Origin of the sequence: Pseudomonas sp. GM80 (genome assembly GCF_000282515.1) — a bacterium.
Classification (GTDB): Bacteria; Pseudomonadota; Gammaproteobacteria; order Pseudomonadales; family Pseudomonadaceae; genus Aquipseudomonas.
This window is the reverse complement of the sequence record NZ_AKJD01000246.1, coordinates 76,072-88,867: the sequence shown is the minus strand read 5'-3', so window position 1 is coordinate 88,867 and position 12,796 is coordinate 76,072. Positions and strand designations below refer to the sequence as shown.

General features: G+C 58.0%; 11 protein-coding genes. 9 read left to right on the top strand and 2 right to left on the bottom strand.

The genetic code is table 11. The features are described from left to right. The first annotated feature begins 154 nt into the window (after positions 1 to 154). The 8 genes from PMI37_RS27960 (at position 155) to PMI37_RS27925 (ending at position 9,815) form a co-directional block, all read left to right on the top strand. Positions 155 to 595 carry a low molecular weight protein-tyrosine-phosphatase gene (locus PMI37_RS27960; protein ID WP_045123330.1) on the top strand — a complete coding sequence of 147 codons (441 nt, stop codon included), beginning with the start codon at positions 155 to 157 and terminating at the stop codon, positions 593 to 595. A 39-nt stretch (positions 596 to 634) separates the two neighbouring features. Beyond that, entirely contained in the window at positions 635 to 2,860 is a 2,226-nt protein-coding gene (locus tag PMI37_RS27955) for a polysaccharide biosynthesis tyrosine autokinase (protein ID WP_008087707.1), read from the top strand. 40 nt (positions 2,861 to 2,900) lie between these two features. Further along, positions 2,901 to 3,983 (top strand): glycosyltransferase family 4 protein, encoded by a 1,083-nt coding sequence (locus PMI37_RS27950; RefSeq protein WP_008087706.1) that lies wholly within the window; start codon positions 2,901 to 2,903, stop codon positions 3,981 to 3,983. Between the two features lie 14 nt (positions 3,984 to 3,997). Continuing rightward, positions 3,998 to 5,110 (top strand): polysaccharide pyruvyl transferase family protein, encoded by a 1,113-nt coding sequence (locus PMI37_RS27945; protein ID WP_008087704.1) that lies wholly within the window; start codon positions 3,998 to 4,000, stop codon positions 5,108 to 5,110. Continuing rightward, positions 5,107 to 6,339 carry a hypothetical protein gene (locus PMI37_RS27940; protein WP_008087703.1) on the top strand — a complete coding sequence of 411 codons (1,233 nt, stop codon included), beginning with the start codon at positions 5,107 to 5,109 and terminating at the stop codon, positions 6,337 to 6,339. Before PMI37_RS27945 ends, PMI37_RS27940 begins: the two co-directional genes overlap by 4 nt. After that, entirely contained in the window at positions 6,330 to 7,433 is a 1,104-nt protein-coding gene (locus tag PMI37_RS27935) for a hypothetical protein (protein WP_008087701.1), read from the top strand. The genes PMI37_RS27940 and PMI37_RS27935 overlap by 10 nt, the downstream gene beginning before the upstream one ends. A 12-nt stretch (positions 7,434 to 7,445) precedes the next feature. Continuing rightward, complete coding sequence (locus PMI37_RS27930) at positions 7,446 to 8,495, top strand: acyltransferase family protein (protein WP_008087699.1); 1,050 nt, start codon at positions 7,446 to 7,448, stop codon at positions 8,493 to 8,495. A 198-nt stretch (positions 8,496 to 8,693) separates the two neighbouring features. Next, positions 8,694 to 9,815 carry an SGNH/GDSL hydrolase family protein gene (locus PMI37_RS27925; protein ID WP_008087697.1) on the top strand — a complete coding sequence of 374 codons (1,122 nt, stop codon included), beginning with the start codon at positions 8,694 to 8,696 and terminating at the stop codon, positions 9,813 to 9,815. Between the two features lie 98 nt (positions 9,816 to 9,913). Here the strand turns inward: PMI37_RS27925 and PMI37_RS27920 are convergent, their stop codons facing one another. Both PMI37_RS27920 and galU read right to left on the bottom strand, forming a co-directional pair. Beyond that, positions 9,914 to 10,324: a hypothetical protein gene (locus tag PMI37_RS27920; protein WP_008087695.1), complete on the bottom strand. Its 411-nt coding sequence runs from the start codon at positions 10,322 to 10,324 to the stop codon at positions 9,914 to 9,916. Positions 10,325 to 10,356: 32 nt separating this feature from the next. Then, complete coding sequence (galU, locus tag PMI37_RS27915; protein ID WP_008087693.1) at positions 10,357 to 11,190, bottom strand: UTP--glucose-1-phosphate uridylyltransferase GalU; 834 nt, start codon at positions 11,188 to 11,190, stop codon at positions 10,357 to 10,359. A gap of 391 nt (positions 11,191 to 11,581) precedes the next feature. Between galU and galE the strand changes: the two genes are divergently transcribed. Then, a complete protein-coding gene (gene galE, locus PMI37_RS27910) occupies positions 11,582 to 12,598 on the top strand; it encodes a UDP-glucose 4-epimerase GalE (RefSeq protein WP_008087692.1) in 1,017 nt (338 codons plus the stop codon). The last annotated feature ends 198 nt before the right edge of the window (positions 12,599 to 12,796 follow it).

Genomic DNA, 12,796 nt, shown 5'->3' with positions numbered 1-12,796 from the left:
CGCTAATTGTGGTTGGGGCGCTTTTAAACGCTGTGGTACTTAATGCTCCAGTACTAACAGGGCGAATCTATTTCTGAGTGCAGGAAGATCTTGAGGGTTCATTCAAATGCCCTCGGGATGTTGGCCGTTTGACATTACACAGGAAAGTAAAACCTTGTTCAGAAAGATCCTCGTTGTGTGCGTGGGCAATATTTGCCGAAGTCCTACGGCCGAACTGTTGCTACGCAACGCGCTGGGCTCCTCGGCGATCACGGTGACCTCCGCAGGCCTTGCCGCACGGGTGGGTGAGGGTGTCGAGCCTTCGGCCCGGCAGGTGCTCGAAGACCATGGGCACTGTGCCAAAGCCTTCAAGGCACGGCAACTGACATCGGACATCGTCAATGACTCAGACCTGATTCTGGTCATGGAAAAACAGCATGTAAATCAAGTACTGAAGATCGCCTCTCATGCGCGAGGCAAAGTGTTTCTGCTCGGCAAGTGGCAGAGCGAGCGCGAAATACAAGACCCGTATCGTCAAGGCAAGGCCGCTTTTATTCATGCTCATGCATTGATTGAAGATGCTGTTAGTTCATGGGCGCAGCGCCTCGGGCATTGATCAATATTCTTCAGAACAGTGAATGGTAAGAACAGACTTATGCAGTTACCGTCAGTAATCGGCACCCGCGACAATGATCAAGACAGTATTGATCTGCTCGGCATCTTCGGCAGTCTGATTGACCAGAAGTGGTTGATCGGCGCCCTGACCGGCGCCTTCATGGTCACCGGCGTGGCCTATGCGGTTTTGGCAACGCCGGTGTATCTGGCAAACGCGCTGGTGCAGGTGGAGCCGAAAAAGAACGACATGCTCGGTTTTTCCGACCTCAACAGCATGCTCGGCGGGCAGTCGCCGTCGGTGACCGAAATCGGCATCATCAAATCCCGCGCCGTCATCGGTAAAACCGTCGACGACCTGCGCCTGGACATCGACGTTACGCCCAACACCTTCCCGGTCATCGGTGGCTTTCTCGCCCGGCGTTATCGCGGTGAAACCGACACCAGCGTCGCCGCGCCGCGTTTCGGCCTGAGCAGCTATGCCTGGGGCGGTGAGCGTCTGGAGTTCGCCCGGCTCAATCTGCCCAAAGAACTGCTCGGCAAGAAACTCACCTTGGTCGCTGGCGAGCAACACCGCTTTCAGTTGTTTGATGACAACGACAATTTGCTGGCCGACGGCGTCGCCGGTGAAGCGTTCGCGCAGGACGGCGTAGAAGGGCAAATCAGCCAGTTGTTGGCCAACCCCGGCACGCGTTTCGAAGTGGTGCGCAACCCACGGATCGTGACCATTCAGGGCTATCAGGACGCGCTGGATATTTCCGAGCAGGGCAAGGAATCGGGGATTATCAAGCTGGCGCTCGCCAGCAGCGACGCCGCAGAAGCGGTGAAGATTCTCAACAAGATCGCGTCGCTGTACGTCGATCAGAACGTGCGCCGCACTTCGGCCGAAGCCGCGCAGAGCCTGGCCTTCCTGCAAAGCCAATTGCCGCAGGTCAAGCGTGATCTGGCCAAGGCCAGCGACGCGCTCAATACCTACCAGACCCACGGCAAGACCGTGAATATCTCGCTGGAAACGCAATCGGTGCTCGGTCAGTCGGTGGCGCTGGAAACGCGGATCTCCGAGCTGAAAATGCAGCAGGCGGAGATGGATCGCAAGTTCACCAAACAGCACCCGGCCTATCGTGCATTGATGAGCCAACTCGGTGAACTGGTGCAGCAGCAGAAGTCGCTCGAAGGCAAGGTCGGTGACTTACCAGCCACGCAGCAAGAGTTGCTTAACCTGACCCGCGATGTCGAAGTCGCTTCGCAGATCTACACGCAACTGCTGAACAAATCCCAAGAGCTGGACATCATCCGCGCCGGTGCGGTCGGCAACGTGCGCCTGATCGACACCGCGGACGTCGACCTGACCAGCCCGGTCAAACCGAAAAAAGCCCTGATCGTGCTGATCGCGACATTCTTCGGTGCCTTTGTCGGCGTGGCTCTGGTGCTGCTGCGCAAATCCCTGAGCCGAGGCCTGGAAGGCCCGGAGGCCATCGAGCAACTCGGTTTGCCGGTGTACGCGTCGATTCCTTACAGCGCGTTGCAGCAGGAAGAGGACAACAAAAAGGGGCGTGCCCGCGACGGCGTGGATAAGCCGGCTTACCTGCTGGCGCTGCGCAACCCGACCGATCTGTCGATCGAATCGATCCGCAGCCTGCGCACCTGCCTGCATTTCGCCGGGCTCGATTCGACCAACAACCGCATCATGATTTCCGGGCCGAGCCCGCAGGTCGGCAAGACTTTTGTTTCGTCCAACCTCGCGGCGGTCATGGCGCTGAGCGGCCAGCGCGTGGTGCTGATCGACGCCGACATGCGTAAAGGGCATCTGCACAAAACCCTCAACACGCCGATCACCAACGGTTTGTCCGACCTGCTGGTCAAGCGCTGCAGCATCGACCAGGCGATCAACAAAGTCGAAGTCGACAACCTGCACTTCATCAGTCGCGGGCAGGTGCCGCCCAATCCTTCCGAGCTGTTGATGCACGCCAACTTCCGCGACTTGCTCGCCGAGCTGAGCGAACGCTACGACCTGGTGATCATCGATACGCCGCCGCTGCTGGCGGTGACCGACGCAGCGATTGTCGGCCGTGAAGCGGGCATCAGCCTGATCGTCACGCGCTTCGGGGTGAACCCGGCCAAGGAGATCGAACTGACCATCCGCCGCTTCGCGCAGAACGGCATCGAATTGAAAGGCGCGGTGTTCAACGGCGTCGAGAAGCGTGCCGCGAGCTACTACGGCAACGGTGGCTACGGCTACAGCTACGAATACGCGTCCGACAAATCCTGACTGTCAGCGACTGTTTTTTCCTGTTTGAAGTGGGTGATTTGTGAAAAAAATACTGCACGTGGCAGAGACGATCAAAGGTGGCGTCGCGACCGTGATCCGCACGATCTCGGATTCCCCCGAAGGCGATGCGGCGAACTACGAGCTGGTGTATCTGGTGCCGGAAGATCAGGCAAAAGAACTACACGGCATTCAAGCGCAACAGATCCGCACGTTCCCGCGCACCGGGCGCAATGTGTCGTCGTTGCTGCGTTTCGCCTGGCGTCTGGGGCAAGTGCTGTTCAAGGAGAAACCCGATGTGGTGCATTTGCACAGCACCTTTTCCGGAGTGATCGGCCGTTGCGTGTGTGTGCTGTTGCGACCGTGGCGCAAGCCGAAAATCGTCTACTGTCCGCACGCGTTTTCGTTCCTGATGGAAAGCTCGCCGACCAAGCAGAAAGTCTATGCGTGGATCGAGCGAGTGCTGCAGAAAGTCACCGACGTGATCATTTGCGTCAGCCAGTACGAACTCGACAAAGCCGCGCGGTTTGGCATCGAGCGCAAACGGATGAAGCTGATCTACAACGGCATTCATCACAAGGATGACGCGCCGAAAGCCGCGAGCCCCGAGCCGATTCATCTGCTGTTTGTCGGCCGTCTCGATTACCAGAAAGGCTTCGACGTGCTGCTCAAGGCCTTCGCCAAGGTGCAGCGCAATGACCTGAAACTGACGGTGGTCGGCAGCGCGGTCAACGAGGATTCGGTCGAGTGCCCGCCGATGGATTCGGTCGAATACCTGCCATGGGTCACGCCGAGCGAAGTGCAGGCGTTGTACCAGAAAGCCGATGCGCTGATTGTGCCGAGTCGCTGGGAAGGTTTCGCCATGGTGCCGCTGGAAGGCATGGCCATGGGGCTGCCGGTGATCGCGAGCAATTGCACCTCGCTGCCGGAACTGGTTACGCACGGCGTCTCGGGCTATGTCTTCCCGTCCGGTGATCACCAGGCGCTGGCCGATGTGCTGGCGCAAATCCAGAAGCCGCGGTTGCTCGACCTCGGCTCCGAAGGGCGCAGCATCGTCCGCGAGCGCTTCAGCGCCGCGTTGATGATCCGCCAGACCTATGACGTGTATTGCGCTCCCACTTATTAAGTAGAACTCAGCTTATGAACGTAACGATTTTGCATGGCTACAGTGCGTCCAACTCCGGTGACGGCTTGCTCGTCGATCTGGCCATTGCCCTGGTGCAGCGCAACTTTGGTGACGACACCGCGATCAGCGTGGTCGCCTCCGATCCGGATTCTTTCAGCTACTTGCCGCACCCGCGCTTCGACGCCCCGGTGATGGCGGCCAAGGGCTTGGGCCGGGTCAAGCAGGCAGTGTTTCTTAACCAGTCCTATGCCGGGCTGGCGGATCTGTTGAAGAAAACCGATCTTATTGTTGGCGTCGGTGGCGGCTACATGCGTTCGAAAAGCGCTTTCGAGCACATCAAACTCAAGCTCGGCCACGCCAAGCAACTGGAAACCGCGATCCTCAGCAAGGTGCCGTCGGTATACCTGCCGCAAAGCATCGGGCCATTCCACGGCGAGAGCAGCAAGATCGTCGAGCATTACGCCAGCGCCGACGCGGTGTTCGTGCGCGACAACCGTTCTTCGGCGATCTTCGACGCTCATGAAAATGTCTACCGCGCGCCAGACCTGGCCGTGCAGTCGCTGGCGAGCAAAATCCTTCAGCAGCCTAAGTTCACTCGCTGCGCGGCATCGCCAGCCACGGTCTGCGTGGTGCTGCGCAAGCCACCGGAGTGGAGCAAAGACAAGAAAGTCGCCTACGTCGCCAACTTGAAGTTGCTGCTGCAGCGCCTGAAGGAAAAAAGCCAAGTAGTGTGCGCCGTGCAAAGCGCGGTGCGTGGCAATGATGACGGTGCGTTCTATCGCGAACTGGGCATTACCGAAGACTTGCTGTCGTTGAAAGCCACGATCGCCAAGTATCAACCGGACCTGGTGATTTCCGTGCGCTTGCACGGCGCCATCGAATCGCTGCTTTCGGGCGTGCCGGCGTACCACATCAGCTACGAGCGCAAAGGCTTTGGCGCCTATCAGGACATGGGCGTCGAGGACTGGGTGATCAATGGCGGCGACATCAATGTCGACACCATTATCGACACGGTCTACGCGCCGAATGCGCTGTCGAATTTCGGCAAGCGCCTGACCGATACCTGCCGTGAAATCGAAGCGAAAACCGTGGCCATGGACGACATCATCAAAGGTATCGTTCGATGATATTCAGGCTGTTGCTTCGCGGCGGAGCCTTGGGCGCGAAGTTTTTGCTGGTGTTGGCGATCACCCGCTATCTGGGCTACGACGCCCTGGGTTTTTACGGCGTGGTGATGGCGGCTTCGTTCATTGCCTCAAAGTTCTACAGCGTGGGCTTCAGCTCTGAAATCAATCGGCTGATCAGTGTCGGCGGCAGTTCGCGAAAGGTTGTCGATAAGGTGCTGCTGTTGTATGTGTCCGTGGGGCTGGCGTTGTCGCTGGTGACGGTGTTGATCTACTCGCTGTTCCAGCAGGTCGAGGCGACAGCGGCGGTGGTGCTTTGCGTGACGCTGGTATTGCTCACCGAACACCTGTCGTTCGAAATCAATTCGTTTGTGTTTTCGGCACAGAAAGCTACAGCCGGCGCCGTGTTGTTTTTCATCAAGACCGGTCTCTGGGCGCTGTTGGCCGTGGGCGGGATGATGCTCGGCTGGATTTCCGGTGTGGCCAGCGTGCTTTGGCTCTGGGTGATTGCCAATGTGCTGGTGATCGTCGCCGGTTACCTGATCGTGGTGAGGGTGCATAAGGGGCGGACGACGGGCACACTGGCCGCCGGCACGGTGTGGAAGGCCGGTTTGCCGTTTTATCTCGGCACCGGGCTGATCGCGCTGAGTCAATATGCCGAACGGTTTCTGATCATCGACCTGGAACCCTACGCCAGCCTCGGTAAATACGTCTACGCGTGGTCGGCGGCCAATACCTTGCAAGCGTTGTCGTACGCGGTAGTAGCCGTGGTCGGCATTCCGGTGCTGGCCAAGCGTTTCCAGGCGGATCAACAGTCATTCACGGTCAAGCAGTTGTTCGTCAACAAGTGGGTCATGCGCTCGCTGGTGGTGTCGGCAGCCGTGGCAGTGGCGATCTATCTGTTCTTCAACGTGGTGCTCGATTACGTCGCCACCAGCGTGCCGCGTCCGGACAATGCGATCCTTGGCGTGCTGATCCTTTCCTTCGCTCTGCGGGCGATCGGCGACATCGTCTGGGGCGGCCTGATTGCCTCGAAAAACAGCCGGGTTTCGCTCGCCAGTGCGGCGATCTGTCTGTTGGTGTCGGTGCCGGTCAGCTATGTGTTGATCAAGCACTATTCGATCTACGGCGCGGCGTGGGGCAACGTCTTCGCAATCGTTGTGCAGCTCAGTGTGATTGCTTTGTTGACCCGTGTGACGACAGCGAAAAAGGCTGCGTTGTCATGGGCCTGAAATTGCCGCGCATCGAGTTTCGCGGCAAGAAACTCGACTCTTCGCTGTCGTTCCTGATCCTCTTCACCGGGCTGTTTCTGTCGGTGGCCATGCCGCTGTTGATCCCCCGCGATCCAGGCCCGGATGCGATGACGTTGTGGTCGTCTTACGCGCGGGCCGACAACTGCAACTTCTGGAACCCGTTCTCGCCTGATCGCTCCTCTTACGAGTGTTCGGCGTTCCTGCTGCGGCCCACCGGGATCAACCTGACCAATGCCTGGGCCTACGGCATGTTCTGCAATTTTTTCCTCACGGCGATTCCGGTGGTGGTGTTTCGGCGCATGCCGTTGGCGATCTTCGGCACGCTGTGTCTGTGGGGGATCGTGCGCTCGTTCTTTTTGGAAAACCTGACCAAGGAAATCATCGTGTCGGTCGCGGTGCTGAGCATTTTGCTCAGCTCGCTGACGCGCAAATATCGCGGCGGGTTCTTCTTATCGGCAGTGATCTACGGCGTGCTGATCCGGCCGTACTGGATTCTGTTTTCGCTGTCGTGGGTGGGCGTCTGCGTGATGAAGAAGTACGTCTCGCGCACGACCTTTTTCCTCATGCTGTTCCTGTTCTATCTGGCGGTGGCCACGGCGATCCAGCTGGCGCTGGGCTTCCCGGTGTCGTCGATTCGCGCCAGTAACAACGAACTGCGTACGGCGGGCGAGGAGGGCTCGAAATCGTTGATCGTGTCGTGGCTCAGCGGCAGCGACTTCGTCTCGCAGGCGCTGGACTCGATGATCATTTTCTTCCGGCTGTCGTTCCCGGTGGAGCTGATTCTGTTGTCCGGCCCGGGCCAGGTGATCTTCGTGTCGTTGATGATCATGACCGCGTTGCTGCTGTTCAAGGTCATTACCTCGACCGATTACAAAGGCGCGCCGATCCAGACCAAACCCAAGGAACTGATCGCGATCCCGATGGCGTTTCTGCTGGTGCAGGGACTGTTCGAACCGGACTTCGGCTCTTTCGCCCGGCACTTTTCGATGGTGGTGCCGGTGTTGTTCGTCGGCCTCGGTTTGATGCTGCGGGCGAACAAACCGGTGCAGGTTGAATCAAGAATTCTGAATTGAGGCAGGTGCTTTATGTCGAGCAAGAAAAAGTCCCTGGAGATCGAAACCCTGCGCGGCCTGGCGTGCCTGCTGCTGGTGCTCTATCACGTCATCGGGCCGTTGGGCGGCGGGTTGAAGATCGACATCGGTTCGCCGTTCCGGGTGATTGCCGATTCGATGGTGTACGTGCGCATGCCGCTGTTCACCTTCATCTCCGGGTACATCTATTCGATCTACAAAATTCGCGGCAATGACTTTTCCGCGTTCTTCAGCGGCAAGGTACGACGCTTGATCGTGCCGCTGTTTTGCGTCGGTGTGCCGTTTTCGGTGCTGCAGGCGGTGGGGCCGGGGGTCAACAAGGACGTCGGCGTGATCGACGCGTTGTTATCGTTCTGGGTGCCGATCAACCACTTCTGGTTCCTGCAGGCGGTGTTCATCATTTTCATGTTCGTCGGGCTGCTGGAGTGGCGCGGGATGCTGCGTTCGGCGACGCGCTTGTATGGCTTGTTCGTGTTTGCGGCGCTGTTGTTTCTGCTGCCGCCGTTCAAGTTCGATGCGTTCGGGATCAATGGCGCGATTTACCTGCTGCCGTTTTTTGTCGCGGGAATGATTGGCCAGGAAAACGTCGACCGGTTGAAGCAGACGTTCAAGGTGATCGGGCCGTTGGTTTTTGTGCTGATCTCGTTGACGTTGCTGTACGTGGCGGCGATTGATCGCGAGTTGATTGTTGATCGTCGTAGTCTGATTGGGCTGACCGTGGGCTGTGTGTCGTGCATCGCATTGCTGTCGAGTGATATGCGCTCGAAAGCGCTGACTTGGCTGGGCGGGTATTCCTATGCGATTTTCCTGTTCCACGTGCTGTTCGCGGCGACCTCGCGCTTTGTGCTGGGACGTTTGGGGGTGAAGGATGAGAGCCTGCTGGTGTTGGGCGGGTTGAGCTTCGGGTTGTTGGGACCGGTGGTGTTGTCGATGATTTTCAGCCGGTTCAATTTCACCTCGGTGCTGTTCCTTGGCGAACGCGCGGCGAAGAAGAAACCGGTGGTGCCTATCGTACCGGTGGTGCAGACCCAATCATCTCTGTAGTCAAACAATCCCTGTGGGAGCTGGCTTGCCAGCGATGGCGTTTTGTCAGGCAATGCATCTGTGTCTGACCGGACCCCATCGCTGGCAGGCCAGCTCCCACAGGTTTATCAGGTGTGAATGAATTTAGCGGATGACCACAATACCTGTGGGAGCGAGCCTGCTCGCGAAGTGGCCCTTACGGGCTGAAGGAGATTTTGCATGTTGGCAGTGGATGACGCGCAACCCGTTGCAGCGTCGGTAGTTGAGGTGGGCGATGCGCGTGAGCGTTTTGCGCAGTGGCGTGAAGGTAAGGCGGGTAAGGTGTTGTCGGTCTCGGTGATTGGCGACAGCTACAGCGCCGGGCAGGATTTCTATCTGAACAAACTGGTGCAGCGCGTGGCCGGGGAGGTCGGTTTTGCCGGGCCCGGTTATGTCGGGTTCAATCACGGCGCAGCGCTGGGCGGTACGCATTTCAAATACACCCGCAGCAGTGAGAAGTATTTTGCCGGTGGCTGGAAAGTTTCCGATCTGGGGCAGGCGAGCCCGGACAGTCGCACGGTGACAGGCCGTCCCGGCGCTTGGTTGCAGGTGGATGCCAGTCCTTCGCCGCGCATCGATACAGCGGTTACCCAGGCGAAATTGCTTTACCTGGGCAATGGCGAACCCAGCGAAATCCGCTATCGCTGGTCACCCGCACAAGACTGGCAGCCCCTTAAAATTGAAGGTTCAGGCGTTCAGGAGGTAGCGCTCACGGGGCTCTCCGCTGCGAAAGACTGGTCGTTCAAACTGGAAGTGGTGAAGGGCGCGCCCACGTTGTTCGGCCTATGGATGAGCAACGATCAGAACGGTGTACGCGTGTCGAAACTGGCAGCCTCCGGTGCGGCCTCGGCAGACTTTTATCACAAGGATCCGCAGTGGCAGACTCAGTGGAAAGCCGCCGTGTCGAAGATCCCCGCCGATGTGTACCTGATCATGCTCGGTGGCAACGATCAGGGTTTCGGCGTGAAACCTGCGCAGTACTTGCAGAATGTTCAGGGGTTGGTGGGCATGCTGCGCGAGATTCAACCGCAGGCGAGCATCAACCTGATCATGCGTCAGGACACCACGCGCTCCAGCGCTTACCCGATGTCGGCGTATGCGCAGGTGCTGGCGCCTTGGGCGCGTGAGCAGCGTCTGGGGTACACCAATCTGCAATGCGCCTTCGGTCCCGATGTGAAGCGGTATGCCGCTGCAATGATCGGCCCGGACAAGATTCATCCCGTGCCGGCCACGGGCGGCAAGGTCATTGCCGATTACTTCTACGCCTGGATCACCGGCACCCACATACGCTGCAATAACTAGCCTCTGTAGGAGCTGCCGAAGGCTGCGATCTTTTGATCTTGTCTTTTAAAAACAGGATCAAAAGATTGCAGCCTTCGGCAGCTCCTACAGGGGACAGTTCAGGCGTCGGTGAACGTGTCGATCTGATCGAGCAGTTCCGTGAGCTTTTGCGGCATCAAGCGTGTATCGCAACGGGTTTCCACGTTGATGATGATCGCCGGGTCGTTGCAGCAGATGCGCACGCGAAAACGCCAGTCGCTGAAGATCACTTTCAGCCCATCGCCGTCATCGATTTCCAGGGCTTGCTCTGCGTAAATTGCCTTCAAATGCGCGAGCAGGGGGTAGGGGTCGCGCATCGGCCGGCGGATATCTCCCGATGCGGGAAACACACCGATGCGCTCCACCAGCAAAATCGTGCCCAACCAGGATTCGTTGGCGCTGGGCAACGGCTGGTGGCGCGACAACCAATTGATCACCCCGAGGTTGCCCACCTCGCGTTCAATCTCTACGGAATGTTGTGCAATGTTCATGGTGGCCTCGTGGAGTAAGGAGCGGAGCCGTCTCAGCGGCCCTTGAGATAGACGTTTTCGTAGCAGAAGTTGGTCGCCTGCAAGTAACCCTCGGCGTCTCCGCAATCGAAGCGCATGCCTTTGAACTTGTAAGCCAGCACGCAACCGTTCTGCGCCTGTTTCATCAGCGCGTCGGTGATCTGGATTTCGCCGCCCTTGCCCGGTTGGGTGTCGGCGATCAGGTCGAAAATGTCCGGCGTGAGGATGTAGCGACCGATGATCGCCAGGTTCGATGGCGCATCTTGTGGGGCCGGTTTTTCCACCATGTTGTTGACCCGGTAGATGCCGTCAGAGATCAGCTCGCCAGCGATGACGCCGTACTTGTGAGTCTGGTCGGCCGGGACTTCCTGGATGGCGACGATCGAGCAGCGGAATTTCTTGTACAGCTGGATCATCTGCGTCAGGACGCCGTCACCTTCCAGGTTCAGGCACAGGTCATCGGCCAGCACCACGGCAAACGGCTCATCGCCGATCAACGGGCGGCCGCTGAGAATCGCGTGGCCCAGGCCCTTCATTTCCACCTGGCGGGTGTAGGAGAAGGTGCAGGTGTCGATCAGCTCGCGGGTGCCGGCGAGGAATTTCTCTTTCTCGGTGCCTCGGATCTGGTGTTCGAGTTCGTAGCTGATGTCGAAATGGTCTTCCAGCGCGCGCTTGCCGCGGCCAGTGACGATGGCCATGTGTTGCAGGCCGGCGTCCCGCGCTTCTTCAACGGCGTATTCGATCAACGGCTTGTTGACGATCGGCAACATTTCTTTGGGCATGGCTTTGGTCGCCGGCAAGAAACGCGTGCCATAGCCGGCAGCGGGGAACAAACATTTACGAATCATAAAAGTATCCTGGACAGTCATGGAACACAGGCAACGAATGCGCGCACTCATTAAGTGCGTGCAAGTTTCAATGGGTATTGAACGACTGCTTTAATACCTGACTCAGGTTGTTAATGGCAATGAACAGTGGTGGTTAAACCTGACAATGTTATGAGATGTCGGCAAGTGTGTTATTAGTTATTTTTAGTCGGTATCTGTTGATAGTGATGAGTGCACTAGCGGTGCTAATAAGTAGCGGCGAATACAGTGTGACTTGCAAAAATATTTTTCGCCAGTCATTGAACTGAATTTGTTTTCTGTTGTTGTCGCCTTGTTTGTGTGGAGTGCAACACACCTTCAGCAATTGAGGCTTGACACGCTATTTGTCACTCATCCAAAGACGGACCTCGCCATGAAGATTCTGGTAACGGGTGGCGCCGGCTATATCGGCTCGCACACCACACTTGCACTGCTTGAAGCAGGTTATGAAGTTGTCGTACTGGATAATCTTTGCAACAGCAGCGAAGCGGCATTGCATGCCGTTGAAACCATCTGCGGCAAGAGTGCCTGGATGATCCGCGGCGATGTCTGCGACCGGGCACTGCTCGACCGGATTTTTCGCGAGCACAGCATCGAGGCGGTGCTGCATTTTGCCGGCCTGAAGGCGGTGGGCGAAAGCGTGCGCAAGCCGCTTGAGTACTACGAGACCAACGTCAGCGGCAGCATCACGCTGTGCCAGGCGATGGCGGCGGCGGGGGTGTTTCGCCTGGTATTCAGTTCATCGGCCACCGTCTATGGCGAGCCTGAGCAAATGCCGATCCGCGAGGATTTCCCCACGGGTACGCCGACCAACCCTTACGGCCAGTCCAAGCTGATTGTAGAAAACGTCTTGCGCGATCTGAGTCAGGCCGAGCCGCGCTGGAGCATCGCCTTGTTGCGTTATTTCAACCCGATCGGCGCCCACGACAGCGGCCACATGGGCGAAGACCCCAACGGTATCCCCAACAATCTGGTGCCTTACATCAGCCAGGTGGCCGTGGGCAGCCTGCAAGAGCTGTCGATCTTCGGCAACGACTACCCCACGGTCGATGGCACCGGTGTGCGCGATTACATCCACGTGGTCGATCTGGCGGACGGCCATTTGAAGGCCTTGCAGTCGATCGCCGGACGCACCGGCATTCACACCTGGAACCTCGGCACCGGCGATGGCTACAGCGTGTTGCAAGTGCTGCACGCCTTCGAGCAGGCGTGTGGCCAACCGGTGCCGTATCGCATGATGCCGCGCCGCTCCGGTGATATCGCCGAGAGCTGGGCCGATGCCTCCAAGGCTGCCAAAGAGCTGGGCTGGAAGGCCACGCGCAGTTTGCAGGATATGGTCACCGACACCTGGCGCTGGCAATCCAGCCATCCCAATGGTTACTTGCGATGATGGCCATTTAGTCCAATGTTATTTTCAGTCAGGTTGTTAGATAACGTCGGGAAATTACACTGGCAATGCCTTTTGCAAGTCCGTAGATATAAACCTGCCGTTCGACTTTTATCAGTTGGGTAAGACTGTGAAAGAACAACGGATCATGTTCGCGCTTTTTGCGGACTTGAACGCTACCACCGCTAACACAGATCGGTT